21 protein-coding genes and 1 tRNA gene are annotated in these 26,498 nt (G+C 37.3%); 10 read left to right on the top strand and 12 right to left on the bottom strand.

What is annotated here, in order from left to right; translation table 11 throughout:
* Positions 1 to 91: 91 nt before the first annotated feature.
* Positions 92 to 904, top strand: a complete 813-nt coding sequence (locus tag AQF98_RS04975; protein ID WP_055130825.1) for an AraC family transcriptional regulator — start codon at positions 92 to 94, stop codon at positions 902 to 904.
* Positions 905 to 944: 40 nt separating this feature from the next.
* Complete coding sequence (locus AQF98_RS04970; protein ID WP_055130824.1) at positions 945 to 2,516, top strand: FAD-dependent monooxygenase; 1,572 nt, start codon at positions 945 to 947, stop codon at positions 2,514 to 2,516.
* A gap of 58 nt (positions 2,517 to 2,574) precedes the next feature.
* Here the strand turns inward: AQF98_RS04970 and AQF98_RS04965 are convergent, their stop codons facing one another.
* The 3 genes from AQF98_RS04965 to AQF98_RS04955 form a co-directional block, all read right to left on the bottom strand.
* A complete protein-coding gene (locus tag AQF98_RS04965; RefSeq protein ID WP_055130823.1) occupies positions 2,575 to 3,525 on the bottom strand; it encodes a pentapeptide repeat-containing protein in 951 nt (316 codons plus the stop codon).
* A 255-nt stretch (positions 3,526 to 3,780) separates the two neighbouring features.
* Positions 3,781 to 5,415: an ABC-F family ATP-binding cassette domain-containing protein gene (locus tag AQF98_RS04960; protein WP_055130822.1), complete on the bottom strand. Its 1,635-nt coding sequence runs from the start codon at positions 5,413 to 5,415 to the stop codon at positions 3,781 to 3,783.
* Positions 5,416 to 5,547: 132 nt separating this feature from the next.
* On the bottom strand, positions 5,548 to 6,084 hold the full coding sequence (locus tag AQF98_RS04955; RefSeq protein WP_055130821.1) for a hypothetical protein: 537 nt from the start codon (positions 6,082 to 6,084) through the stop codon (positions 5,548 to 5,550).
* Between the two features lie 142 nt (positions 6,085 to 6,226).
* Between AQF98_RS04955 and AQF98_RS04950 the strand changes: the two genes are divergently transcribed.
* Positions 6,227 to 7,282, top strand: coding sequence for a serine hydrolase (locus AQF98_RS04950; protein ID WP_055130820.1), 1,056 nt, complete (start codon positions 6,227 to 6,229; stop codon positions 7,280 to 7,282).
* Between the two features lie 59 nt (positions 7,283 to 7,341).
* Here the strand turns inward: AQF98_RS04950 and AQF98_RS04945 are convergent, their stop codons facing one another.
* The 7 genes from AQF98_RS04945 to AQF98_RS04915 form a co-directional block, all read right to left on the bottom strand.
* Positions 7,342 to 8,490 (bottom strand): TlpA disulfide reductase family protein, encoded by a 1,149-nt coding sequence (locus tag AQF98_RS04945; RefSeq protein WP_055130819.1) that lies wholly within the window; start codon positions 8,488 to 8,490, stop codon positions 7,342 to 7,344.
* Between the two features lie 155 nt (positions 8,491 to 8,645).
* Entirely contained in the window at positions 8,646 to 9,680 is a 1,035-nt protein-coding gene (locus AQF98_RS04940; protein ID WP_055130818.1) for a S41 family peptidase, read from the bottom strand.
* A gap of 141 nt (positions 9,681 to 9,821) precedes the next feature.
* Entirely contained in the window at positions 9,822 to 10,469 is a 648-nt protein-coding gene (locus AQF98_RS04935) for a YceI family protein (RefSeq protein WP_055130817.1), read from the bottom strand.
* Positions 10,470 to 10,753: 284 nt separating this feature from the next.
* A tRNA-Leu gene (locus tag AQF98_RS04930) sits at positions 10,754 to 10,833 on the bottom strand.
* 95 nt (positions 10,834 to 10,928) lie between these two features.
* The gene (locus AQF98_RS04925) at positions 10,929 to 11,615 is read right to left on the bottom strand and encodes an MCP four helix bundle domain-containing protein (RefSeq protein WP_055130816.1); all 687 of its coding nucleotides are present in this window, start codon (positions 11,613 to 11,615) and stop codon (positions 10,929 to 10,931) included.
* A 344-nt stretch (positions 11,616 to 11,959) separates the two neighbouring features.
* Positions 11,960 to 14,515, bottom strand: coding sequence for an ABC transporter permease (locus AQF98_RS04920; protein ID WP_235524169.1), 2,556 nt, complete (start codon positions 14,513 to 14,515; stop codon positions 11,960 to 11,962).
* A complete protein-coding gene (locus tag AQF98_RS04915) occupies positions 14,493 to 15,188 on the bottom strand; it encodes an ABC transporter ATP-binding protein (protein ID WP_055130815.1) in 696 nt (231 codons plus the stop codon). The genes AQF98_RS04920 and AQF98_RS04915 overlap by 23 nt, the downstream gene beginning before the upstream one ends.
* A gap of 146 nt (positions 15,189 to 15,334) precedes the next feature.
* On the opposite strand from AQF98_RS04915, the gene AQF98_RS04910 reads away from it, so the two are divergent.
* The 5 genes from AQF98_RS04910 to AQF98_RS04890 all read left to right on the top strand — a co-directional run bounded on the left by AQF98_RS04910 (position 15,335) and on the right by AQF98_RS04890 (position 20,644).
* Positions 15,335 to 15,964, top strand: a complete 630-nt coding sequence (locus AQF98_RS04910; RefSeq protein WP_235524168.1) for an arylesterase — start codon at positions 15,335 to 15,337, stop codon at positions 15,962 to 15,964.
* 510 nt (positions 15,965 to 16,474) lie between these two features.
* Positions 16,475 to 16,942: a hypothetical protein gene (locus tag AQF98_RS04905; protein ID WP_055130813.1), complete on the top strand. Its 468-nt coding sequence runs from the start codon at positions 16,475 to 16,477 to the stop codon at positions 16,940 to 16,942.
* A gap of 340 nt (positions 16,943 to 17,282) precedes the next feature.
* Positions 17,283 to 17,741, top strand: a complete 459-nt coding sequence (locus tag AQF98_RS04900) for a hypothetical protein (RefSeq protein WP_055130812.1) — start codon at positions 17,283 to 17,285, stop codon at positions 17,739 to 17,741.
* Between the two features lie 76 nt (positions 17,742 to 17,817).
* The gene (locus tag AQF98_RS04895) at positions 17,818 to 18,315 is read left to right on the top strand and encodes a very short patch repair endonuclease (protein ID WP_055130811.1); all 498 of its coding nucleotides are present in this window, start codon (positions 17,818 to 17,820) and stop codon (positions 18,313 to 18,315) included.
* Between the two features lie 106 nt (positions 18,316 to 18,421).
* Positions 18,422 to 20,644 (top strand): DNA cytosine methyltransferase, encoded by a 2,223-nt coding sequence (locus AQF98_RS04890; protein WP_055130810.1) that lies wholly within the window; start codon positions 18,422 to 18,424, stop codon positions 20,642 to 20,644.
* Between the two features lie 125 nt (positions 20,645 to 20,769).
* Here the strand turns inward: AQF98_RS04890 and AQF98_RS04885 are convergent, their stop codons facing one another.
* A complete protein-coding gene (locus AQF98_RS04885; RefSeq protein ID WP_055130809.1) occupies positions 20,770 to 21,714 on the bottom strand; it encodes a hypothetical protein in 945 nt (314 codons plus the stop codon).
* A gap of 366 nt (positions 21,715 to 22,080) precedes the next feature.
* Between AQF98_RS04885 and AQF98_RS04880 the strand changes: the two genes are divergently transcribed.
* Positions 22,081 to 22,524: a JAB domain-containing protein gene (locus AQF98_RS04880; RefSeq protein ID WP_152969636.1), complete on the top strand. Its 444-nt coding sequence runs from the start codon at positions 22,081 to 22,083 to the stop codon at positions 22,522 to 22,524.
* A 503-nt stretch (positions 22,525 to 23,027) separates the two neighbouring features.
* Here the strand turns inward: AQF98_RS04880 and AQF98_RS04875 are convergent.
* On the bottom strand, positions 23,028 to 24,803 hold the full coding sequence (locus AQF98_RS04875; protein WP_055130807.1) for an aminopeptidase P family protein: 1,776 nt from the start codon (positions 24,801 to 24,803) through the stop codon (positions 23,028 to 23,030).
* Positions 24,804 to 25,543: 740 nt separating this feature from the next.
* On the opposite strand from AQF98_RS04875, the gene AQF98_RS04870 reads away from it, so the two are divergent.
* Positions 25,544 to 26,425 (top strand): AraC family transcriptional regulator, encoded by an 882-nt coding sequence (locus AQF98_RS04870; RefSeq protein ID WP_055130806.1) that lies wholly within the window; start codon positions 25,544 to 25,546, stop codon positions 26,423 to 26,425.
* The last annotated feature ends 73 nt before the right edge of the window (positions 26,426 to 26,498 follow it).

Here is a 26,498-nt window from a genome sequence, read left to right as displayed (position 1 = left end):
GTAAAAACAGAAGATTGATTAAAGATGAGGGTAGACCATACATTTTTCATCTTTCTGGTATGCTTATGCTCCAAATGTGCTATCTTTCAATATGCAGCATCAAGAATTTGAAGCCCCTGAAGCGCTACGAGATACCATTAGATGTTTTTGGTACAACAGTAAGGAATTTGGAGCACAACAAACGAGTTTTGAGGTAGTACCAGATGGTTACGCTGAAATTATTTTTCATTTTGGAGGGAATTGTAGCATTTCTTATGATGGAACCTTGCAATTATTGCCATCGCCGTTTATGATAGGCTTGCTCAATCAACCTGCTCTTTTTTATGCGAAGAATCGTTTAGAGATTATTGGTATTCGATGCTTTCCGTGGACGGTGTTCGATTTGCTTGGCCTACCGTCAGGTAAGGATAGTTTGCACCTATTTGAGCACCCTATTGCCCAGCTCCAACCGCTGTTGAAAGAGCTTGTTGATGCAGGTAGGATAGCCGAAGCGATAGTTGAAGTCAAACAGTATTTCCTAAATGCAAGGTTAAAGGTTAACCCTCATAGTATGTTGTTTAAAGCAGGAGTGGCCATGCGGAAAGCAAATGGCGTTATTCCGGTAAGTCAGGTAGCAGCGGCGGCTCATGCAACGGTTCGTACACTAGAAAGAAACTTCAAACAATCTTCTGGTCATACGGTTAAAGATGTATCTGCGCTGATGCGCTTTGAGCAGGTTAGAAATCAGTTATGGCTTTACCCAAATTCTAATATTGCCAGTTTGGCTCATGAATTTGGCTATACCGATCAATCTCATTTAAGTAGAGAATTTAAACGCTACAGTGGTAGCACACCAGCGGCATTTGCTAGAAAGGTAAAGAAAGAGGCAATAAACCACGATTTTGTCGCATTTGTACAAGCCTAGTTCAAGGGTATTGTAGAATTTTGGGTTTCCATTATTTGATATGAAACCTACACAAGCAAACAAAAAAATAATACAAAACCATACTATTTATGATGTGATCATTGCTGGCGCCGGACCCGTAGGGCTTTTCCTAGCCTGCGAGTTGGCTTTGGCCAAATGTTCAGTACTGATCTTAGAAAAGACAGAAAATCCATATTCGCCCTTAAAGCAACTTCCTTTTGGTATACGTGGACTTTCTGCACCTACTATTGAAGCACTTTATCGACGTGGATTGCTCAATGAACTAGAGGTACATCAACATCTTAAAAATCCGCATCAAAATGCTGGAGAAGGAGCAAAGCGTCAGGTAGGGCACTTCGCTGGCATTCCTTTCTATGCTGGTGATATTGATACTGCACAGTGGCCTTACCGTTTACCAAGCTCAATAGCTACCAGTTTGATCTCTACAATAGAAGAATTAGAAATCATATTAACCCGTAGAGCAGTAGCTTTGGGAGTTCAAATTGAGCGTGGGTTTGCCCTTAGCAATTTTCAGCAAACTGAAGATGGGGTAACTGTTCACTCTGGAGACCGATTTTTTAAAGGTAAATGGCTAGTGGGTTGCGATGGGAGTAGGAGCATGGTGCGCAAGATGGGCGGTTTTGAATTTGCTGGTACAGAGCCAGAATTTACAGGTTACAGCACCCACATTGCTATTGCCGATCCGGAAAAACTACTTCCAGGCCGTAACCAAACACCAACGGGGATGTACTTGCAATCGCAACCCGGTTATGTAATGATACAGGATTTTGATGGTGGGGAATTTCACAGCTCAGAAAAACCAATCACACTCCAACACGTGCAAGAGGTATTACGCCGCATCTCGAACACCGACGTAACCATCAACACTTTGCATACTGCAACCACCTGGACAGACCGAGCAAGGCAGGCTACCACTTACCGCAATGGACGAGTGTTTTTAGCTGGCGATGCTGCCCATATTCATTCGCCATTGGGAGGCCAGGGACTTAACCTTGGACTAGGAGATGCCATGAATTTGGGTTGGAAACTTGCCACAACCATCCACAAGCAAGCACCTAAAGGCTTATTGGATAGCTATGAAACCGAGCGATACCCAATTGGTGCGCAGGTTTTAAATTGGTCTAGAGCTCAGGTAGCCATTATGAAACCAGACCCCGCTATTTCTGCACTGAATGCCATTGTTCGCGACCTAGTGCATACAACTGATGGTGCTACCTATTTTGCAGCTAGAGTATGGGGTATTTTTACCCACTACAATCTTGGTGGCAGCCACCCTTTAATAGGGCATAGCGTTCCGAATTTTGAGTTCGAAGATGGAACAACGATTGGAGCGTTAATGCACAAAGGTGAAGGGATTTTGCTTGATTTTGAGGGAAATGATTCACTTGAGACTTTAATGCATAGTTATGATGATCGAATCAAGTATGTTTCTGCTAAGGTAAAAGATCAATTAGGCTTCAGCGCCTTACTGATACGCCCAGATGGAATTGTTGTCTGGGTTGCTGAAAATGACCCAGACTATAATGAATTGAAAAATGCTGTTGCCCGTTGGTGGTCGTTTTTTAAACAAAAAACCGCTCTACTTGCATAAAGAGGTTTTTGTAAGGGTTGTGGAGACTTAAAAATATGGAGAAGGCAATTCATCTGATTTAAATAAGTGTAACCTTTGATAAGTCGGCAACCCTTAAGCCTTGAAGTGCAGCATAGGTTAATTTATCCATTATTGCACCATCAAAACAAACTGTTTTAAAGGCACGATAAGCTTTGTTTGTGATAGAAAAAGGCATTTTGAATGATACATTTCTGAGTGTTGCTCCGGCAAATGAAACGTTATCTAGTGCAGATTGATCAAAATGGACACCGATAAAGGCATGGCCATCAAAGTGCATTCCACGCAAGTCGGAATATTTGAAGTCTACTCCATTAAAAATGCAGTTCGTAAAAATTGTTTCTTTAAGGTCGGTCATGGTCAATTTCACGTTTGTTAATTCTACATCTGTAAATTTTGTTCCAACCAATGAAGACTTGTTGAAATTGGTATTTACCAGAATAGTTTTGTAAAAGCTTGCATCTGTGAGGTCGGTAATAGAAAAGCTACAGTCTGTGAGTGTTGCCTTGTCAAAATTAGCCTTACGTGCATCGCATACTTCAAAAGAGGTACCTGTTAAATCGGCACCGGTAAAGTTGGCTTCATACAATAAACTGGCTTTGAATTTTCCTTTTTGTAAAATAACGTCTGCGAAATCACTTTTTTGCAGATCAACTGCGCTGAGGTTGATGTGGGTTTGGCGTTCCTGATTATTGGATAGTTTGGTCACTTCTGGTATGGTTTGCTCCATATCGTCAATACTAACAATGGGTGTTTTAAAAGGCAATCCATCATCCACAGCTTGGAAATCTTCTGAAAAATAGTTCAGGTCTACACCCAGAATTTCCGAGAGTCGGTTAAAAGTAATGATGTCTGGACTAGATTCTCCTCTTTCCCATTTTCCAACTGCTTGTGGACTGATAAATAGAAATTGAGCAAGTTGTGCTTGAGATAGATTTGTTTTCTTTCTTGCTTCGGCAATTTTATTGCCAATCATTTTTGTATTTAACATAGCTACTGTCTTTTTATTTGTTTTTTCGACACAGCAAAAGTATCTGGGTATATTTCCAGAATCGAAAAAAGCAGCATACTTCTAGTTGTATTTACGCTACTTATAGTTGTTATTCACAAATATAGGTAGTGCATAGCAAGACTTGTTGCAATAATTGAGGTCTTGGAGATAAATTGACAAAACAAAAAGCCTCCGATTTCTCGAAGGCTTTAGTAAGTATACTTAAATAGCTACTTATTGAAATAGGCGTCTATTCTAACTTTGTTCAATTTCTTTTAAGCTATCCATCTTTTTGTAGGCCAAGAACCCTTTGATGTCTTCAAAATGCTCGCGAACACGTTTGTTGCCAAATTCGAATACTTTTTTTGCCAATCCATCCAAGAAATCACGATCGTGGGATACCAGAATCAAAGTGCCATCAAAATCCTTAAGGGCATCTTTAATAATGTCTTTGGTTTTCATGTCTAAATGGTTGGTTGGCTCATCCAGTATCAACAGGTTTACTGGTTCTAATAACAACTTGATCATCGCCAAACGGGTTTTCTCTCCACCAGAAAGTACCTTCACTTTTTTTGTAGTATCATCGCCACTAAACATAAAGGCACCTAAAAGGTCTTTGATTTTTATGCTCCCATCACTTAGTGGAATTTGGTCAATGGTTTCGAATACGGTTAAATTCTCATCAAGCAATGCAGCTTGGTTTTGGGCAAAGTATCCAATTTTAGCATTGTGGCCTACTTTTAAACTTCCTTCAAAATCTATTTCGTTCATGATGGCTTTGATCATGGTCGATTTACCTTCGCCATTTTTGCCCACAAAAGCTACTTTTTCTCCTCGTTCAATTACCATTGATGCTTTTTTGAACACCACATGGTCGCCATAGGTTTTGGTAAGTTCTTCAACAATTACCGGATATTGACCAGAACGTGGCGATGGTGGAAATTTCAATCGCAAGGCCGAAGTATCTACCTCATCGATCTCAATAACCTCCAATTTTTCGAGCATTTTTACCCTCGACTGTACCTGTAGGGTTTTAGAGTAGGTTCCTCTAAATCGATCTATAAATTCTTGGTTGTCTGCAATAAAACGTTGTTGCTCTTCATAAGCTTTCAATTGGTGTACACGTCTGTCGGCACGCAATTGAAGGTAATGGGTGTATTTGGCTTTGTAATCGTATATCCTGCCCATAGTTACCTCAATGGTTCTATTGGTAATATTGTCTACAAAGGCACGATCGTGAGAGATCACCATCACCGCTTTTGCCGAGTTGATCAAGAAATCTTCCAACCATTGGATACTCTCAATATCCATGTGATTGGTAGGCTCATCCAATAAGATCAAATCTGGTTTCTTTAACAGAATTTTGGCTAACTCAATGCGCATGCGCCATCCGCCAGAAAACTCTGAGGTTTGACGGGTAAAATCTTTACGCTCGAAACCTAAACCTTTCAATACTTTTTCTACCTCTGCATCATAATTGATCTCTTCGATCGAATAAAATTTCTCGCTCAGTTCCGATACCCGTTCGATCAACTTCATGTAGTCATCACTATCATAATCGGTACGAACAGTTAATTGCTCATTCAGTTCATCTAGTTCTTTTTGCATCTGGTTTACCTCAGCAAAAGCTTTCATCGTTTCTTCAAAAACGGTTACTTTATCCTGCGTAAGCAAATGCTGTGGCAAATAGGCTATCACTGCATCTTTTGGACCAGTTACGTTACCAGAAGTAGGTTTAGCCACATCGGCAATGATTTTTAGTATGGTCGACTTGCCTGCACCATTTTTACCCATAAGGGCTATCTTATCGTTTTCGTTTATCGAAAAGGTTACGTCGCTAAATAGGGTGGTTCCGCCAAATGAAACGGAGATGTTATTTACATTAATCACAGTATGGAGTATTGAATTTTTGGCAAAGATAAGGGAAAGACATCGGATTATAAGGAGAGAAATAAAAGGAGTGATCACTGTTTCGAGCCAATCCTTAGAGGGTTTGAAAATTTTATGGCGATGGCAACGTTTTTATCTCCGTTTACTTAAGTTGATCGCCCTTTCTAACCGTGGACGGTTGTAACGTTGAAGTAAAATGGGATAAAGGTTGAGTAACACATTTAAGAGGATTAACCACAAAGCTTTGACAAACCCGAATTTGAACGCCACAAAAATGGTAAAGCCCAAAACGATAATCAAAATAAGGAGATGACCCAACTCAGACTGTTTTGTTCGGTTATGGAGATGAATTAAGGTATTGGTATGCTTTGCTACAGGATTGGATTTTTTGTTCAGTTTCTCCCAACCAATCCAAATCAATAATTTTCTGAAAAAATTGATGCCCAACTGTTCGTATATTTTTCCGCCTTTTTCCCATCCTTTTTCATGGTAATAGGTAGCATTAAGTGGACTTTTTAGTGTTTCGGTAAAGGTAAGCGCAGCGGCCATTAATATGAAATTGAGCGTCCAAGCAAATGCAAAACCCTGCATCCCGATATAATGTATTACGATGTAAATTAAGGCACTGGTGATGATTACGGTAGAAACTAAAATTAATGCTTTTTTCATTGATGAATTTGTTTGGGATTTCCGGTTGTTGCCTCAATCCGTAAATATAGGCAATAGCCTCATCGCCTAAAAACTGTATTTCTGCTGAAGATGCAACTTAAAAAATTAATTGTTGTCTAATCATTAACTTAAATTAGTTAAAATGAAGAAAATTTTAAACGTATTGTTCCTTTTCGTACTGAGTAATTATGCCTTTGGCCAAACGCAGCAAATTAACCAACTGGTAGAAACCTATGCTGCACAACATCAATTTAATGGAACAGTGTTAATTCAAAAGAATTCAAAAATAATTTATCACAAAAGCTTTGGCGTTGCCGAACGTTCGTTCAATTCATTGATTACAAATGACACCAAATATCAGGTTTGCTCTTTCACCAAAACATTTACGGCTGTTCTAATTCTTCAGCTCGTTGAACAAGGAAAAATTGATTTGAATAAAAAAATAGTCGACTATTTACCCGATTACAAAGGAGAAGCAGGCCCTAAAGTAACGATCCATCAGTTGTTGAATCATACATCCGGAATGAAAAATACAGATACCGCCAAAGACGAAAACTTTTTGAAGTATGGCATTGGCTTTTATCATAAACCCTATCAATTAAAGGAAATCGTAACTAATTTTTGTTCAAATGAGCTGGTGAATGAGCCGGGAACAAAATTCGATTACAACAATGGCGAATACATGATTTTAGGTCGAATCTTGGAGGTTATTTATCAAAAGACATTTGAACAGGTTTTAGCGCAACAAATTCTTCTTCCATTAGGAATGCACAATTCGGGATTGCTTTCTCATTATAAATTGATAAAAAACCTTGCCACTCCTTATTATAAGGATAAAAGCCTTGACCATTTAATTCCAAACATCCCAATTTATGTAGAAGACTTCTCGGCTGCTGGTGCAATGTATTCTTGTACTGCCGACATGATTAAATTTAATAATGCCCTATTTGCCTTTAAACTAATCAAAAAAGAAACTTTAGACCAGCTTTTAACACCTGGACTAGATAATTATGGCTATAGTGTTTGGATTCGGGATACGCAAAAATACAAACGCATGGAAAGGTATGGTAGAATAGCAGGTGCCAATGCTGTTTGGTTTCATTACTTAAACAGCGATTTGAGTATCATTATCTTATCGAATACCAATCTGACCGACCTGGGTGATTATGCCTTAAAAATTGGGAAAGCAATTCTTTAATTAAGTTTGATTAGCGGTGATTTTCTTTTGGGCAAGCCAAGAATAATTATTGTTTTTTGCTATTTTGAGGTAAAGATCGCTGCTAATTTTTCGTTTAACAATTTGCCGGTTAGGTCTTTTGCAATGATTTTTCCTGCTGGGTCAATCAAAAAATTAGCTGGGATACCTTGGATACCATACACTTTTGAAACTTGGTTGTCCCAGCCCTTCAAATCGGAAAGATGTGTCCACGTTAAGCCATCGGCAGCAATGGCTTTTAACCAAGATTCTTTTGTGGTTCCGGTTGCACCGCCATCTAAAGAAATACCCAAAACCGTAAAATTTTTATCTTTCCATTTGTTAAATGCCACTACCACATTTGGATTTTCTTCTCTACAAGGCCCACACCAGCTAGCCCAAAAGTCTAATAGCACATATTTTCCTTTAAAATCTGACAATTTAATCAATTTTCCATCCGTATTTTGTTGCCCAAAATCTGGTGCATTTTGTCCAATTGCTACTGCCGTATGAGATTTGAGTACAACGGGGATAGTTTTTGCCAATGTCGTTTTTTTAAGTTGTTCGGGCATTTTTTTATAGGCTTTTTCAACAGCAGTTATCATATTTGGTTGAGTGGCAGCAAAGGCTAAACTAATTATGCTGAGATAAGAATTTGGGTATTTATTGGCGAAAGCTACATGGATGGCAGCATTTTCATCAAACAGTTTTTGTTCTCTGGCAAGAAAACCCGCAAATACGATAGAATCACTTTGTTTCTCTTTCGATAAGTTATTGTACTCCTTTCTCATTGCGGTAATTTTATCATCGTTGCCTTTCAACATCTGTTTTAAATCGGCATAAAGGGTATTGGATGTTGAGCCAGTTACAGTCATTTTCTTTAGCGAATCGGCCGATTTTATCGTAATTTTTGATGGTTCGAGGTAAAATCTTGCATAATCTAATACTTCACCCTTTGCCATTTTTTTTACATAAGGATTTTTGTTGAGGTATAAACTTGCAAGTGCAGGATATTGAAGGTTTCCCTTGAAAACAAATTTTCCATTTTGAACAATAGAAGAGTCTGTAATTTGCTTTCCTTCGACTGGATAAGTGAGATAAATGATGTCGCCGTTTTTAAGGTTGCTAATTTGTGCGTTTACCTGATAGTTGTTTTGGGCAATGCTAAAAAGAGGGAATAAGCAAGTTAAGGAAAGTAAAAAAAGTCTCATGGCAAGGAGTATAAAAGGGTTGATCTATTGGCTAAAATAAACAAAACGTATCATAAACCTAACGTAAACACTAGATGTTTCCTATTTAGTGTATGGAGACTTTAAATTTTAAGTTTGATCTCAATAGTGTTACAAACTGCTAAAGTTTTAGCTTTTTACGATTTGTTCGTTATCCATTTAATGGCTTCCTGAATTTTTTGATCTAAAAGCAGCTCATCATAATTGTCTTGCTTTAGAATAGTGATATCTGGAATAATTTTTTCGTGGTAGTTGCCGTTTCTATCGCTATCGTAAGAGGTTGTTAAAGCCATGGTCATTTCAAAAGGTAAAGGCCACATCACATTTCCAGTAGTAGCTCCATAAGTGCTTTCTCCGATAAATATGGTATGAGGCCTGCCTTTAAATGCCAATGCAGTTACCTCTCCAGCGCTTGCGGTAAATATGCCGGTAATTACGGCCACTTTTGCTTGGTCTAACAGGGCGCCACTAGGATTAATAAAGGGTTCTGTTTTAGACCGGTCGATGTATTTTCCTTTTTTCAGTTTAGCGCTACGTTCTGTTTTTTTGTTGAGATTAAGTGAACCCCAAACCTCATTATCGCCCAGAAAATCATATAAGGCCAAAAGCATTGGTGTTGAGTTGCCTCCAGTATTAAAACGTAGATCGATCATCCAGCCTTCAATTTGATGCTTGGTTTTGATATCGGCAATCTGATCATATAAAGGCTGGGCTATTTGATGAATGTTGGCTGCACTTGTGTCGAAAAACAGCATACGTGGCATTAAAATGTAGCCATACTTTCCATTGAGCACTTTGGCTTCAAAACCAGGTTTGGTGTCGTATTTCTTTTGCCATTGTGTACTGTAGTCTTCTTTTGATATGATCTTTGCTGTAGAGGTGTATCTATTTTGTTGATCGAATACGGTGCAATGGGTAGCGCCTATTTTGTCGAACAATGGCTTAATTTCGTCTAATGAGTTTTTAAAGTTGCGATATGCTGCTAAACGCTGCTTGGTTTCAGCTTCAACAAGTTTCCAATTCACCGTTTGTTTGTGTAAGTATCCAATTTTTAAGGCCGAAAAAAGTTGATCGTAAAATACTTTGATACTATCTTGGGCAGTTAATTTTTCTTGTGCGGGTAGGTGGAGGGCTAAACTTACTATCAACAGTATTCCAAGGGTTCTTTTCATATATAAAAGACGAATTTTTGTAGATCAAGGTTGCAATCTATACAAATATTAGATGAAGTTGATGTTGTATTAGTGTTTAACAATTCCCTTTCTTTAGCAATTTGGTCTATAAGTTAAAAAGCTTACACCAAGCCACCTTATTTATGGCTTTGTTACCACCTTTATATGGAACTCAATATCATCTGAAATAGCTTGATTGGCTACAAGATCATAAAACTTTTGTGATTTATAGCGGACATCCCATTTTGTTCGATCGATGATCAGCTTGCCAGTCGCTTCGATAATTCCGTTCTTAACTGCTATTTTGGCAGTAAAAGTAACGGGATGTGTGATGCCTTTGATGGTGAGGTTTCCTGTAATTTCTTTATCATCGGCATTTAATGAGGTAACCTTGGTAATGGCAATTGTAGCAAACGGGAATTTGTTAACCTCAAAAAAATCGGGATCTTTTAAGTGCTTAACTAGGTTATTATCACGCCCGTGGTCTTTATCTTCAATGGTATTCATGTCTACTTCAATTGTACCACCTACAAGTTGGCCTTTTTCGATCATCAATTCTCCTTGTGATAGATAGACATACCCAGTATGACTATTTGAACCCATTAAACTAGCACCTTTCCATGTTACTACACTTTGTTTCGTATCTATTGGAATATATTTTTCATCGTCAACATGTAAGGATAAGGCACTTGCCGATGCCTTGTTTTTATTTTCGTTTTTTACAGATCCACTGCAAGCGAAGAAGAAAGGAGTAATGATTAAAATTAAGGTTGATAATTTGTTGTTCATATTACGGAAATTAAATTGATTGCTCATCAATTGAGAAAGATGATGGTTTTGATTTTTTCTAACTTTTTGATACCACAAAACTACTCTGAAGCCTTAGCGGTTAAGCGATTTGGATTGTAAATAAAAATGTAAACTTTGTAAATAAATCCAAAATGGGAGGTTTGAGAGCGAAAAACTGCTCAAAAGGAGAGGATTGAGTGTTTGTACAGATTGTTGCTATTGTTAAATAGCCAGAAAAGATTTAAAACAAAAAAAGCCTCCGATTTCTCGAAGGCTTTTTTACGTACCCAGCGCCGGAGTCGAACCGGCACGGTTTCCCACAGGTGTTTGAGACCAGCGCGTCTACCAATTCCGCCAGCTGGGCATTTGCTTATTCAGCGGGATGCAAATCTATCAAATGCAAGGCTAAATAACAAGGATTATTTTCATATTCTCTGATTTCGCTTTTTTAGCACAGTCTTAATTTAGGTTAAACTTCTGATTAGTAGTTTTTACCACATTAGAAGCGAAGATAATTGAGACGATTAAAATCCCGATTACAATGGCCAAAGCAAACTGAATACCTGAATATAACTTGCTACCAGAGACCAAATATTTGGAATCTTTCATCAATTCTTCGCCAACTTTGGTTTGTAGCTGCGTTAATTCTGCCAATTTGCTGTTAATGCTGTTGAAAGAATCCAGGCCAGTAGTTTCGAATAACGATTTGGTAGCCCCGTTGGCCTGAGTGGTTTCTGCGGCAATAATTCGGTCTTCTATAGTTTTGTTTTCTTTCAGTTTAGCCTTCAGCTCTGCCAAATAGGTTTTTTCTTGCTGTGTTAAAAAGGTCTTTTCGTATTTCTGCAATAAAGAATTGATGTTGGCATCGTGTTTAACCAAACGTTGCAATAGCTCGTGCTCACTTTCCTTTTTAGGCTGATGCTCGATAAAAGCCTCCAAAATGTAACGTTTGGCATAAAGATTCTCGGCCAGATAAAACAAATCAGTTGCCGGAATTAGCCTATCGTTATACAAAGAGATAAAAGCGTTGTTCATGCTCTTGATACTTTTATCCTCTAAAAATCTAATTAAGATGGTACAGGCCATTACTCCAAAAAGTAAGGCAGCAATTTTTGTTTTTTGCTTTACGGTGTGTGCAAATTTCATATCAATTCTATCTAAAAATGAGCGAACCTACAAAATAACCAAATATTATCAAGTAAAGAAATTATATGGCTAGAAAGCTAGGATATTAAGATAATAGTAAATAGGAAATAGGGAATAGGTTGGTTACCTTAATCTGTTAAAAAAGTATTTTGGCTAGAAAGCCAGGGTGTTAAGGGAATTGGAAATAGGGAATAGGTTGATTTTTTGAACCTAATTCGCTAAAAAATTATTGCGCACCAGATTCTTTTTTAATTTATAGTATACAATCTATTCCCTATTTCCCACTTTCTATTCCCTATTTACCATTCCCCTTACCATTCTCTATTTCCTATTTCCCATTCCCCCTATCCCTCACTTCTCAAAATCTTTAACGGCGGTTGGTTCAACACGTTTCTTGTACTTAAAACACCAGTAATTACAACTAGGCCAACTACGGTGGCAAAAAGAGCAAAGATGGGCAATAGTGGTGGGGCAAAAGCAGCCTCGAAACTAAACTTGGCCAAGAGCCAGCTGCTACCCAATGCCAGAATTAAGCCAGCACCAGCGGCAAAAACACCTAAAAAGAAGTATTCGATGGCATTAATTACCAATACCTGTTTTCTACTGGCTCCTAAAGTGCGCAATAAAATGCTTTCTTTAATGCGTTGGTTTTTGCTGGTGAGCACGGCAGAGAGGAGCACAATCCACCCTGTGGCCATACTAAAGCCAGCCATAAAGCGAATTACGAAACCAATTTTGTCTAAAATTTCATCTAATAACTGTAGCACCAGATCTAGATCTATAACCGAAACATTGGGGAATGCCCTAACCACCGCACCTTGAAACTCTGCCGAAACGGTTTTAGAAGGTACCCTTGTCATTAATACATGAAATTGTGGTGCAGATTCTAGCACACCAGTAGGAAAAACCACTCTGAAATTGGTTTGCATACGACCCCAATTTACCTCTCTTAAACTACCTACTTTAGTGGCGATTAACATGCCCTGCACATTGAACAAAATCTGATCGTTCAGTTTTACCTTAATCCTTCGGGCATAATCTTGATCTAAAGAGATATAGATAGGCGCCATGGCCGATTCGACCTTGCCTGTCCAAACCCCATCTGTTATTTTTTCTGCTGTGGTAAGAGTATCCTGATAAGTAGCTCTAATCTCACCTCTAAATGCCCTTGCATTGGTACTATCTGCGTCTATTTTTTTACCATTTATTTCTTCAATCCGCATGGTAATTACCGGAACCTGATTCATTAAAGGGAGCTTGTACGATTTGGTTAAAGTGTTTAATGCCTCTTTTTGTGTATTCTGGATGTCGAACAGAACCATGTTGGGCTGATTGGCACCAGACGATAAGGTTACCCTTTTGATTAATATACCTTGTACAAAAAATAAGGTACAGATAAAGGCAGTAGATAAACCAATAGATACCGTAAGCATTAAGGTTTGGTTGTTAGGGCGATACAAATTGGCAAAGCCTTGGCGCCATAAATAACTTAACTGCATGGGTAAAAACTTGCGCACCAAAAACATCAGCAACTTAGAAAATGCCATTAATAACAAAAATGCAATGCCTATGCTAATGGTAAAAGCTATGGTTTGTACCCAGCCTCGCATTTGTAGGTAGGTAAAACCAAATACAAAAACCACCATTAAAAGGTAAACCAACCATTTTAAAGGATCTCTTTTGGTTGCAGTATGCTCAAAAGATGCTCTAATGGCATTTAAGGGTGATATTTTACGTACAGCAAGTAAAGAAGGTAAGGCAAATAACACGGAAATGATGAGGCCTAAAATAATCCCTTGCCCAATGGCCAACCATGATATTTGCATGTTAATGGTAATGGGTAAAAAATCTTTTAGTACCAAGGGTAGCAGAAACTGGATTAAAGTGCCTAATACAGCACCGAGCACTGCACCAATTAAACCAATAAAAGAAATCTGGATCAGGTAGATGAAAAATGCATGCCTAGCCTTTAAGCCCAAACAACGCAGGGTAGCAATGGCACTTAATTTTTCTTGGATATATACATGGATGGCACTGCCCACACCAATACAACCTAGCAATAGGGCAATAAAACCTGCCAGCGCTAAGAAACGGCTCATGTCTCTAAAAGAACGACCTGTTTGTTCCTTTCTAGAGGCTACAGTTTCAATATCTAAACCTTCTTTTTCTTGTTTGGGTTCTAGTTTTTTAATTGTTTGCGCTAACGAATCGGCATTTTTATACAAATAATAATACCTGTAGGTAATGCGACTACCAATTTGGGTAAGTCCTGTTTTTTCTAGATAGGTTAAGGGAATATATACGGTAGGGGCCACCGAAGCCGAAATACCTGTTTGCCCAGGTGCTTTGTTTAAAACCCCAGCAATGGCAAAGTTGAGGTTGCCTACTTTAATCGAATCGCCGGTTTTGGCATTGAATTGGAGCATTAAGGTTTGGTCTACCAAAGCGTTTCTGCCATTTTGAAAAGTGCTGGCCGCTGTGGTAGGACTACTTTCTATTGCGCCATAATAAGGGTATTTACCTTGTAAAGCCTTAATTTGTACCAACCTGCTTCCCTGGCTTTTTATAAAATAGATCATAGAGGCAAAAGACCTTTCTTCAGATCGATCATCGCCCATTTGGGCCAAAAGCTGTTGTGTTTTAGAGGTAACGGCTCTTCTGCTCTCTACAATAAGATCGGCACCTGTTAGTTCTTTGGCCTGTGCGTCTATATCGCGTTGTAAATTGTCTTTAAATGAATAGACGGCCACCAGTGCGGCAATGCCCAATACAATAGACGAAATAAAGAGTAGCAACCTAGAACGGTTTTTGCGACTGTCTCGCCAAGCCATTAGCAATAGCCAAGCCATGCCAATGCGTTGATTTTCGATGGTAGGTTTAGGCATGTTGTTGGTTTTCATCGGCGATGATATGGCCACCTTTAATTTTAATAATTCGGTTTGTTCTAGCGGCAAGTTCCAGATCGTGGGTTACAATAACCAAGGTAGTACCTGCATCTTTATTCAAATCGAACAAAAGTTTGATCACCTTTTCACTCGTTTCGCTATCTAGATTACCGGTTGGCTCATCGGCAAAAAGTAGAGCAGGCTGATTGGAAAAAGCCCTAGCTAATGAAACTCTTTGCTGTTCGCCACCAGAAAGCTGTACTGGGTAATGGCCCGCACGTTCGGCCAAACCTACTTTATCTAAAAGGTCTAAGGCATGGGCCTTGCTATTTTTAGCACCTCTTAATTCTAGTGGCACCATTACATTCTCTAAAGCGGTAAGGGTAGGCAAGAGCTGAAAATTTTGGAAGATAAAACCTACATACTGGTTACGTACTGCGGCTCTTTGGTCTTCGCTCAAATTGGTCAACTCAATACCATTTAAAGTAACTGCTCCGGTAGTAGCTCTATCTAAACCAGCGCATAAGCCTAGTAAAGTGGTTTTTCCGCTACCAGATGGGCCTGTAATGGCTACGGTAGCACCTTTGTTAATTACAAAATTGACTTCATTTAAAACGGTTAGGTTATGGTGTGCACTTTGATAGATCTTGCTTACGTTTTTAATCTCGAGAATACTTTCTAATGGCATGCTTATTTAAGTTTTAGCTATATTTGAAATACAAACATTAATTCGGTTTACCTGTTAAAGATAATGGGTTTTGATGATTAGAGATAGAATAAATAGATATGTTACGAAAACGTTTAATAGCCATACTTGTTTTAGCAGCCCTTTTAATGGCCTGTACTAATACAAAAAATGACAAAGCCAAAACATTGGCAGATAGTACTGCAAACCAGACCGAAAAAACAGCGGCCTTGAAACATATCCTCTTTTTTGGAACCAGCCTTACTGCAGGTTATGGTTTAGACCCAACGGAGGCTTATCCGGCATTGATCCAGAACCGGATTGATTCGTTAAAACTACCTTATAAGGTAATTAATGGGGGCTTAAGTGGCGAAACCTCTGCTGGCGGCAAGGGGCGTATAGATTGGTTACTGAAACAACCTATAGATATTTTTGTGTTGGAGTTAGGTGCCAACGATGGTTTAAGGGGTATTCCGGTAGCCGAAACCACCAAAAACCTACAGTTTATTATTGATCAGGTTAAAACCAAGTACCCCAATGTTAAAATGGTGTTGGCTGGTATGCAGGTGCCACCAAATATGGGCAGTACTTATGCCAATAGCTTTAAAGAAATGTTTCCGAAGTTGGCTGCGCAGAACAAAATAGAACTTATTCCTTTTCTGTTAGATAAAGTAGGGGGTGTGCCTAAGCTTAATCAGGCCGATGGGATACACCCAACAGCTGAAGGCGATAAAATACTGGCCGAAAATGTTTGGGTAAAACTGAAGGGATTGTTGTAGGGATGATTGAAGAATTTTATTACTGCCATTTTTAACATTAAGAAATTAAGAGTTTTGTCACGTAAGGTATCTGGGTTAAGCTAAGTGCCGGTTTTAACATTAAGAAATTAAGGATTTTACTATCTAAGCTACCTGAGTTAACCCTTCTTAATGCCTTAATGTTTTAAGATAGGTTTCTGAGATGGTAAAAATTAACCACCTAAGTTAAGCTAAGTAATCGTGTGATGTTATCCAATTGTAAACACCACATAGGCACATAGTAACACATAGTGTTTAGCTTAAATTGTTAATTCTAAGCTGTTCTTAGGTGTCTGAGATGGTGAAAAATAACCAATTAAATAACCTGAGTTAAACTTTCTTAACGCCTTAATGTTTTAAGATAAGTTTTTGAGATGGTGAAAAAAATATGCTCAGAAAAACCTTAGCTGTTCTTAATGCCTTAATGTTTTAAAACATCAATTTATGTAAACTTTTAGGTTTTGGCATCTTTAGTTCAATTACTAATTAAACATGGAAAAAAATAGCCTATATCTTTTGTTAAGTATCCTGTCTATTGTGCTGCTGGCTAGTTGCAAGCAACAAAAAGACATTAGAGACCAGATGGACCAAAAAACTACCATTTGTTATACTGCTATAGACCAAACAGACACTGCTTGGCTTAGCATAGACACCGCCGGACACGAAGTTTTAGGTCTTTTAGAATTTAACTATGACAATAAAAAACATTATGTAGGCCAGATTAAGGCAGCTATTAAGGGCGATACCCTAAAAGGCCATTACGATTTTAAAGTAAACAACATAGATAAATGGTACAGAAACCCAGTGGCTTTTCTTAAAAAAGATGCAACATTAACCATGGGGGTGGGCGATATCAACCTGATTTGGGGCTCGCCATTTTTTGATGAAAAGAAAGCGATAGATTACAACAGAGGTAGGTTTGTATTTAAACAAACTGGCTGTGTAATTAAATTACCTTAAGGGGTTTAAACATTAAGAAGTTAAGAGGTTTATCGTGTAAGTAAAAATGTTTAATCTAAATTTACCAACTAGTTTTCGACAGGCTCAGACTGACAAACATCTACTCCTAAGCTGTTCTTAGGTATCTGAGATGGTGAAAATTAACCACCTAAGTAACCTGAGTTAACTTTTCTTAATGCCTTAATGTTTTAAAATAGGTTTCTGGGATGATGAATTAGCCACCTAAGTAATTTGAATTAATCTTTCTTAATGTTTTATAATTTTTAAAATATTAATTTATGTAATCTATTAGGTTTTGGCATCCTTAGTGCAAATGTCAATCTAAACCTAACCCATTAACATGAAAAGAAACCAACCAACCTTATTGTTAAGTGTCCTAACCATTCTTTTATTTAGCTGTAGCCAACCCAAACCATTTAAAACCAAAATTGACGAAAAACATACAGTCTGTTACATCGCAATAGACAAAGCAGACACCGCTTGGTTGAAATTAGATACCGCAGAGAAAAATATTTTAGGCGAAATGGAATTCAGCTACGCCAACAAAAACCATTACCAAGGACCAGTTAAAGCAATAATGAAAGGTGATACCTTAAGAGGTAATTTCTCTTTTAAGTTAAACAATGTAGATAAATGGTACAAAAACCCAATTGCGCTATTAAAAAAGGAGAACACCTTAACCATGGGCATTGGCGAAATCATGACGCTTTGGGGCTCAGGCTATTTTGATAAAAATATACCCATTGATTACAATAAAGGCAGGTTTGTGTTTGAGCGGGTGGGTTGTGAGGTGAAGTAACAGGGTTTGATTTTTGTTTTTATTGGCTTAAATTTAGGCCTTATAAACAATGCCCGTCTGTTGGTGTTTAACAATAATGAACAAACCCTACCCTATACAAGAAGATGTAATTAAGGTGCCCCGTTTTGAAGAAAGTGCAGGTTTTTACACCACCAAGCAGCGCAGCAAAACCATGTCTAAGATTAGGGGCAAAAATAGCCTGCCAGAACTCTTGCTCCGTAGGGCCTTATGGGCACAGCACATCCGTTTCCGTATCCATAGAAAAGATTTGCCCGGCAGGCCAGATCTCGTAATAGAGAAGTACAAACTGGTCATATTTGTTGATGGCGATTTTTGGCATGGCTATAACTGGCACCTGCGTAAGCCAAAAACCAATGCCGCTTTTTGGATACCCAAGATAGCACGTAACCAACAACGAGACCAGTTTGTAAACCAACAGCTTCAAAGTATGGGTTTTGCGGTAATGCGCTTTTGGGAGCATGAGGTAAAGGAAAATATAGCGGCTTGTGTAAATCAGGTAGCGTTGTATTTGGAGACGGCTAGGATAGGTAGTATACCTAATAGAGCTGAATAAACAAATTCGAAATTGTTGATAAATACTCATATTTATTTTGCTAAAAATATTTGCATTTTTCAATTATGTCCGTAGATTTGTTCGTGTCCGTAAATTTGTCCGTTATATGATAAATGTTAAATTTTACCTTGATAAGGCTGATAAAAGCAATAAATTTCCCATCTACCTAGTTATTAGGCAAAAAGATATACAAGTAAAAGTTTTTACTGGTGAAAAAATAAAAAAGAAAGATTGGGATAACAAAAATCAAGTTGTAAAAGATTCTTTATATGGATATAATGCTATCAATAAATTTCTATTGTTTTTAAAAGTAGAAATAGAGAAACACTTAGAAACAACTCCACATAGCCAATTAACTGATGTTAAACTAAAAGAGAAAATCTCTTCTTTGGTTAGTGGGCGTAGAGCCAATACAGGTATTAGAATAGTCGAAGAAGATTTGGCTTTTTACGAAGGTAAAACTGCAATTACTTTGGTAGATTTATTTGCAGGAGCGGGAGGTTTTAGTGAAGGCTTTCTTCAGGCGGAGCATGCGAATATGTATTATGATTTCCTTTTAGGAAGTGATATTAACGAAAACTGTGAATTAACACATTTGGCCAGATATAATTATCAATTAGGTTTAAGTGCAGAATTCTTAAAACAAGATATTACCGAGCCTGATTTTCTGGAGAATTTATTAGGCAAAATTGGTGATAAAAATGTAGATGTTGTTTGTGGTGGACCACCCTGTCAAAGTTTTAGCTTAGCAGGCAAAAGAAAAAAATTCGATAAGAAGGATGATCTCTTTGCAAATTATCTAAATGTAATTAAAAAATTAAGGCCTAAATACTTTGTAATGGAAAACGTTAAAGGTATTTTGACAAAGGAAGGTGGTAAAATTAAGGAGATGATTTTACAAGAAATCAAGTCAATAGTAGATTTGAAAGAATTTCATCAACTTATAGGTTTTATAGCTAGGATAAAAAAAGTTCATAAAGAAGATCTGTTTATATTAGATAGTTATCTGTTAAGATTGCAGTTTGAGACTACTTTAGAGAAAGATATTGAAGCAGTAAGAGAAAAATATATTCAAACAGTTGAAAATAAGTTTAAAATACTAGTTCCTAAAATTGTAGATTATAAAACGAGCAAAACTGATCCAAATATTAGTACAATTCGACATGGGTTTAATCTACTCAAAAGAACTACTGAGCTTGCTTATCTGAGAAAGAAAGTGATCAATGAAAAAGCTTTTAATAATCTAGATAATGATTTTTTTGCAGCTGATTTTGATAATTTTCTTACTTCTATTGAACCGGAATCGATAGTTGAAAAAGTGCAGTTGGCATTTAATAAGTTAAGATCCTCATCACACAACGAAGAAGTATCTCAGATAATAAAGTCTCTAGAGATTTTTAGTTATTCTTTTGATCAATGCATATCTGGATTAGACCCTTATGTTAAGAATCTAAATAAAGAAGTAGAGTTTGAAGAAATTCTATCCCACATCAGGTTATACAAAATTGATCAGCCATTTGTAGCACTTGCTTCTAATTATGGAGTGCCTCAAAATCGCGAACGTGTTTTATTTATTGGCTGTAGAAAGGATCAGAAAATGATACATAGTATACCTACAACCGTTAATGCAAAAGATAAGGTTACCGTTTTTGAAGCATTATATGATTTGGATTTTGTTGGTAACAATGATGAGAAGTTTGATTACGAAGATATTGATCTTAAAGCAAGGCATAATGGCTCAACTGAAAAAATGACATCTCTTTTGCGTAAAAGAAAAATAAATGGTGATGTTGATTTGCAAGCAGGGTTAACTTATGCTGACTGGTCGAAGAATGGAAGGTTAACTAATCGATTTTTAAATGCTAAAAATCCATTCTATGTTAGAAATGCAGAAGAGTTAAAGAATATCTTGGCACATCAAGTGGCCCCTCTTCATAATCATAAAACTAGCAAGCAAAACCAAGAGGTGATAAATAGGTTACAGATAATACTTGATGAGGGGAACTACGAAACTGCAAAAGAAAAATTAAAATCTAAAGGATTGGATTCGGAAAAAAGAAATTATAATGTATTAAAACCTGATTCTCAAAGTTCTACTATTATGACCATTGCCGATGATTATATTCATTATGCAAGCCCAAGATCATTAACAGTTAGGGAAATGGCTAGGTTGCAATCTTTTGATGATTCATTTGTATTTCAAGGCAAACGTTCAACTGGTGGTGATAAAAGAAAAACGGAAGTTCCTCAATATACTTTAGTGGGTAATGCAGTGCCACCATTAATGGCGAGAGCTGTTGCTATGGAAATATTGAAGAATATTGAATAGTACTTTTTCTTAATGGATTTTGGTATTTGCTTTAGAAGTGTTTAATATGAATGATGAATTGTATTTTGGGATAAATTCGGATCTTAAGATATTTTATTATACTCATACGAAAAGATCATTTTAAATCATAATAACTTAAAATATTCCAAATCACCATTCTTTTTAAAATCGGGTAAAGCTTGACGAAGATCATTTCTTAAATTTGTTCTAGAGCCTGAAGAGTAATTATTATTAAAAATCTCTTTTACCGATCTAGCGACACCAACATTTGTATGCTGACCCCAAAAATTACCCCCTGACAAATTTGTAACACGTTTAACAGCTACAGAATTTTGATTATAATTAGCCCTTGCGTTTGAAGGGACAGTTACAAAAGAATATGTGAAATTTCTAACATGCTGAATATTGAAATTATTTCTGCCAATTGTTATATTTCTACCGGAGAATCCGCCAGCAGAATATATCATATCCCAAAGCATTGGAATTTGTGCATTATCGTTCCAATTAGTTTTACATTGTATTACTCCAATTTCTAGATTTAAAAAATCTCTTTCAGTTAGGAAGTTAAGGGCATGAGGGTTAATCCTTCCTGTCACAGTAGTTGGGATTGTGTTTCCGTGGTCATCAATAATGTTTAAATTATTAACATCTTGATTATAATCATTAGCATTTGGGAAAATAATTACAGTAATATCTGATTCGGTATTGCAGGCAAAATTTGCATAATTAATTGTTGTTGCATCTTGAATAGGTTTAGGAACCATACTCATAGTTTTAATAGCAACGATACGACTACCTACACAACATAGATTTATATACCAACAAACAAGTGATTCCCATGCTGTTCCTCCACTCGAAAGTGCGCCTTGATCTCTCCCTGCTATTGCAGTAGATCTAAATATATTTCCTAAGTTATCCCCTAAGTTAATTATATCATTTTCTGCAAAATTTGCACCTAAGTGGTGATGTATTTCATTTAACCAAGTTGGCCATACATTTTGCATAGTAGGAGTTTGAAATATAGCTTGAACAGATTTCTTACGTAGTAATTCAGGAATAGTATTTAGCATTATCTAATTTTAACATTGTTGATTTTTAAAAGGAAAAGTCAAGATTTTGTAACCTAATAGCTTAAAGTAAGAATTAAATAAGATGTTCTTTATTGACTTTAATTTTTATAAACATAGGGAAATTTAAATTAAAAGTGATTTAAAGGATTTGGTATTTGTTAAAATCTGGATTACTTCCATAACTTTATCCGATTATATACGGGTAGTTAAAAACATAATTTGCATTTTTATAATGCGAATCCCAATTGGAGCAATCCAATAAATAAATTTATTTACAATATCCTAGGCGAGCAGTTGAAAGTACTGTATTCTATCGGTTTCCGATTGGGGTTCGCAGCGACCTGGGCTTTTTACAATTTTTCTACCATGCGAACCCCAAAAAATAACCCCACAGCCGCCGAGCTCTCCATCAGTTATCAGCTATACGCAGATAGCCTGATTATTAAAGACGCCAAACAGGCCCACGAACTCTTTTTAAAACTATATGCATACCAAGCCCACCAAGATGGTTGGTGTGTGCTTTTTCTGGGTGCCAAACAACAGTTTAAATGCTGGCATTTTTTAGAAAACTTTTTAGACATTACCGCAAGTGCCAGAAATATTATGGGTACTGCCATTAGTATCAATGCCAAGCAGGTAATTGTAGCCCGTATAGATGTAGAGCCCCATGCCAAGCTTAGCCACTTAGATATTTTATGGCTAATCCAGTTGTTAAAAACAGCCAAGAAAAAACAGATTGTACTTAAAGATTATCTGGTTATAGCGCTAGAAGATTGGTGCAGTTACCAAGACGAAGAATACGTTAATTAAGTGTTGGTTGATCTAACTTAATAGCTCATAAACAATTGTCTCTATTGTTGCCATATATACAGTGCATGCTCGCTGCTACTATTATAAATTGCTAACAAATTATATAGAAACCCTAACAAATTGTTCAATATGCCTAAATACTAGTATAGTTTTACCTACTTAGCCTATACTTCTTGCTCCTGAGACTATACTTTCTGCTACTTAGACTATACTTTTTGCTACTTAGCCTATACTTCTCGCTACTGATACCATACTTCTTGTTACTGAGACTACGGTTTTTCTGTTGTAACTATAATAAACTTGCTATAAGGTTTTTGGCAGATTGAAGAGGGGGGTATGCAAATGGCCAATCCAATTGCACCGCAATCAAATTGGCCATTAAAAATATTGTATTGTAAACGTATTCAGTCAATGAACTTTAAGCGCTTTCTATTAGTTATCAACCATCAACCATTAACCACGGGTAAATGAACTATTGACTAATGAACTAATGAACCATCAACCTACAAAGCGCTCGTCATTCCTGCCAAAAATGCCTTTTCATCCTCATTCAAAAACGGACTCAATTTAGTATACACATTCTCGTGGTACGTATTTAACCAATCTATATGTGCTTGTTCTAACAGTTCTTTTTTAACCAAGGTGGTATCTATAGGCGCTAAGGTTAAGGCCTCAAATGCATAAAACTCGTTAAACTCATTGGCTTGGTCGGCAATGGTAAGCACTAGGTTTTCAATCCTGATACCATGTTTGCCGGAGCGGTAAATGCCAGGTTCAATAGAAGTGATCATGCCCAGCTCAACAGGTACAGGTGTTGCCGTAGCATTAAAAACCTGTGGCCCCTCGTGTACATTTAAGAAATAACCCACACCATGCCCAGTGCCATGGCCGTAGTTTAAGGCATAATCCCACATCGGTCTGCGTGTAATGGCATCAATCTGATAACCACAAGTGCCTTTCGGGAAACGGGTTTTACAACCCTCTATCATGGCCTTTAATACCAAGGTATAATCAATGCATTCCTCTTCCGTATTGTTGCCCATAGGTAAAACACGGGTAATATCTGTAGTGCCATAACGGTATTGGCCACCAGAATCTACCAAAAACAAACCTTCGGCCTTAACCGTTACATCGCTAGCAGTAGTAGCCGCATAATGTGGTAAAGCCCCGTGTGCTCTGTAACCGGCAATGGTATTGAAACTTTCGCCAATAAAACCATCTTGTGCGGCCCTAAAAGCCTTTAATTGTGCAGCGGCAGAAATTTCGGTAATGGTTATCTCGTTTACATTGTCTTTAACCCATTTTAAAAATTGGGTAATGGCAACACCATCCTTAATCATGGCTAAACGGGTATTGTTAATCTCGGTTGCATTTTTTACCGCTTTTAACTGGGTAGAAGGGTTGATCTCTAAAATACGCTGTACCGAGTTAGGGATCAATTTATAAAGGGCAAAACAATTGCGTTTTGGGTCAATTAAAATAGAACTTTCGGCAGGTAAAAAGCCCAGGTCCTTGGCAATGGTATCGTAACTTAAAATTTCTACACCATTTTTAGCCAGACTGGCTTTATCATCAGCACTTAACTTATCGTGTTGGATATACAAGGTAGCTTGGTTTGCCGAAATCAGCGCAAAACTTAGCACTACAGGGTTGTAGCTCACATCATCGCCACGCATATTGAACAACCAAGCCAAATCATCTAAAGAAGAAATGAGGTGGTAATCGGCATGTAGTTGTTTCATCACCTTTCTAACCTCGTTAAGCTTGGCACTAACAGATTGGCCAACAAACTCGTCTGCTACTAAAAATGCAGGGTTGGTAGGTAGGCTAGGTCTGTTTGCCCAAATTGGGTTCAGGTAATCTTTATGTTGAAAATTGATGCTCTTGTAGGCCAATTGTTTGTGCAATAACTCTCCCAATGAAATAGAGACCAGTTTCTCGTCGAATGCAATTGTAGCACCCTGTGGTAAAACCTCGCCCAGCCACTGGATATACTCTGGTGCATGTTGCACCTTTAACTTAACCAGTTCAAAGCCACTGTTCTGCAATTGCTCTTCGGCCTGTTCAAAATATCTAAAATCGGCCCATAAACCAGCAAAATCTAAGGTAATTACTACGGTACTTACCGAGCCTTTAAAGCCCGTGGCAAAAGAGATACACTTGTAGTGGTTTGGCAGATACTCGCTAATATGAGGGTCGGCAGAAGGAATAATGTAGGCAGCAACACCGTCAGCCTTCATTTGCTCGCGGATGGCATGTAGTTTTTCAGGATAAGTCATGCACAAATGTGAGAAAGAAATGGGAAACCAAGAAATTGTTTCAAATATTTTGACATTTTGGTTTGTTAGTTCAATGGTTCATTAGTCATTAGGGAATAGTAAATTGTAAATAGGGAATAGATATAAAATGCCTCAATTCTGTGTGCATATCATCATACTTTGTGGACGTTAATCACTTTGAACTCCATCTTCCATTTACTTATTGGTTCAATGGTCAATAGTCACTAGTTCAATAGTCAATGGTTCATTAGTTCATTGGTCATTAGTCAATAGCCAGGTGTCCAAGTTAAAGAATATCAATTGATAACTTATTACTTATAACTTTCCACTTTTAACTTTTTACTTTGAATTCCATCTTCCATGTACTTATTGGTTCATCGTCTTCGACAGGCTCAGACTGACAAAATCATTGGTAAAGAGATATTGGTATTGTAAAACATCCCAATTTTGTGAATAGATTCAATAATCATCACACTTTGTGAATACTTTCTACTTTGAGCTTTATACTTTCAACTTATAACCTGCAACTTTTAACTTTCTACTCCATCTTCCATTTTCCATCTCACCTTTTCCATAAAAAGAAAGTACCTGAGCGGTAGCGAGCTTAACAACGATTTACAAAAATAATACCCCCAAATGTTATTTAATGTAATAAGTATGTGTTTATGAAGAATATTTTAACCCATAAATTCATTTTATTAAATATTTAAGTTAATATTGGGTTGGTATAACTCAGCTAAATGAAAGTTTTACAATTTACCATTCCGGTAGCACACGATAATACCATTATTGTGCAAGAAGATAACATGGCCCATTTTTACCCTTATCTGCATCGCCATAAGGAAGTACAATTGATGTGGATTAAAGAAGGAGAAGGTACATTGGTTGTAGACAATAACATGTATGCTTTTAGAAAAAATGATATTTACCTACTAGGTGCCAACCAACCACACCTCTTTAAAAGCAATGCAGAATACTTTAATGAGGGAAGCGATTTAAAAGTGCAGGCTTTAATGATTTTCTTTGACCCCAATGGAAAGCTGATGCCAGTTTTGGCACTGCCAGAAATGCAAATGTTAAGGTCGTTTTTACAACAGCACCAAAGCGGTTACAAAGTGCCGGCAGAACATGTAGACACTGTGATACAGAAAATGTTGAGTATGCAATATGCCAAAAACCAGGAAATTGTAATCCAATTTTTAAACCTGCTGCACACCTTACAACAAATTGGAAACCAAGCAGAAGGACTCTCTAATAAAAGTTTATCAAGTTTTTCTGAAAGTGAGGGGATCAGGATTGGACATATTTTCAACTACCTGATGCAGCATTACGAACGACCGATTAGTTTAGACGAGGTTGCAGCCGAAGCGCACATGACCCCGCAGGCTTTTTGCCGATATTTTAAAAAACATACCAGACAAACATTTGTTGAATTTTTAAATGAACTGCGCATTAACGAAGCCTGTAAAAAACTAACCAGTGGTAAGTTCGAAAACATTGCTACCGTTGTATATACTTGTGGTTTTAATAGTGTAACCAACTTTAACAGGGTATTTAAAGCCAAAAAAGGCGAAGCTCCAAAAGCCTATCTTAACCACTATTTTAAAAACATTAAGGTTTAATTTTATTAGTGTGAATAGAGCTAAGCATTCAGTCTATGTGGGCTATGTTGCGATGTGGCCGTTTCTATAATAG

Origin of the sequence: Pedobacter sp. Hv1, from assembly GCF_001412215.1 — a bacterium.
Lineage (GTDB): Bacteria > Bacteroidota > Bacteroidia > Sphingobacteriales > Sphingobacteriaceae > Pedobacter.
The sequence above is the reverse complement of the archived record's forward strand: the minus strand, read 5'-3'. Positions and strand labels throughout refer to the sequence as shown.

Bases quoted from the DNA above. Each gene is read 5' to 3' on its own strand.
- AQF98_RS04975 (WP_055130825.1), top strand. From the start codon at position 92: ATGCAGCATCAAGAATTTGAAGCCCCTGAAGCGCTACGAGATACCATT.
- AQF98_RS04970 (WP_055130824.1), top strand. From the start codon at position 945: ATGAAACCTACACAAGCAAACAAAAAAATAATACAAAACCATACTATT.
- AQF98_RS04965 (WP_055130823.1), bottom strand. From the start codon at position 3,525: ATGTTAAATACAAAAATGATTGGCAATAAAATTGCCGAAGCAAGAAAG.
- AQF98_RS04955 (WP_055130821.1), bottom strand. From the start codon at position 6,084: ATGAAAAAAGCATTAATTTTAGTTTCTACCGTAATCATCACCAGTGCC.
- AQF98_RS04950 (WP_055130820.1), top strand. From the start codon at position 6,227: ATGAAGAAAATTTTAAACGTATTGTTCCTTTTCGTACTGAGTAATTAT.
- AQF98_RS04945 (WP_055130819.1), bottom strand. From the start codon at position 8,490: ATGAGACTTTTTTTACTTTCCTTAACTTGCTTATTCCCTCTTTTTAGC.
- AQF98_RS04940 (WP_055130818.1), bottom strand. From the start codon at position 9,680: ATGAAAAGAACCCTTGGAATACTGTTGATAGTAAGTTTAGCCCTCCAC.
- AQF98_RS04935 (WP_055130817.1), bottom strand. From the start codon at position 10,469: ATGAACAACAAATTATCAACCTTAATTTTAATCATTACTCCTTTCTTC.
- AQF98_RS04925 (WP_055130816.1), bottom strand. From the start codon at position 11,615: ATGAAATTTGCACACACCGTAAAGCAAAAAACAAAAATTGCTGCCTTA.
- AQF98_RS04920 (WP_235524169.1), bottom strand. From the start codon at position 14,515: ATGAAAACCAACAACATGCCTAAACCTACCATCGAAAATCAACGCATT.
- AQF98_RS04915 (WP_055130815.1), bottom strand. From the start codon at position 15,188: ATGCCATTAGAAAGTATTCTCGAGATTAAAAACGTAAGCAAGATCTAT.
- AQF98_RS04910 (WP_235524168.1), top strand. From the start codon at position 15,335: ATGGCCTGTACTAATACAAAAAATGACAAAGCCAAAACATTGGCAGAT.
- AQF98_RS04905 (WP_055130813.1), top strand. From the start codon at position 16,475: ATGGAAAAAAATAGCCTATATCTTTTGTTAAGTATCCTGTCTATTGTG.
- AQF98_RS04900 (WP_055130812.1), top strand. From the start codon at position 17,283: ATGAAAAGAAACCAACCAACCTTATTGTTAAGTGTCCTAACCATTCTT.
- AQF98_RS04895 (WP_055130811.1), top strand. From the start codon at position 17,818: ATGAACAAACCCTACCCTATACAAGAAGATGTAATTAAGGTGCCCCGT.
- AQF98_RS04890 (WP_055130810.1), top strand. From the start codon at position 18,422: ATGATAAATGTTAAATTTTACCTTGATAAGGCTGATAAAAGCAATAAA.
- AQF98_RS04885 (WP_055130809.1), bottom strand. From the start codon at position 21,714: ATGCTAAATACTATTCCTGAATTACTACGTAAGAAATCTGTTCAAGCT.
- AQF98_RS04880 (WP_152969636.1), top strand. From the start codon at position 22,081: ATGCGAACCCCAAAAAATAACCCCACAGCCGCCGAGCTCTCCATCAGT.
- AQF98_RS04875 (WP_055130807.1), bottom strand. From the start codon at position 24,803: ATGACTTATCCTGAAAAACTACATGCCATCCGCGAGCAAATGAAGGCT.
- AQF98_RS04870 (WP_055130806.1), top strand. From the start codon at position 25,544: ATGAAAGTTTTACAATTTACCATTCCGGTAGCACACGATAATACCATT.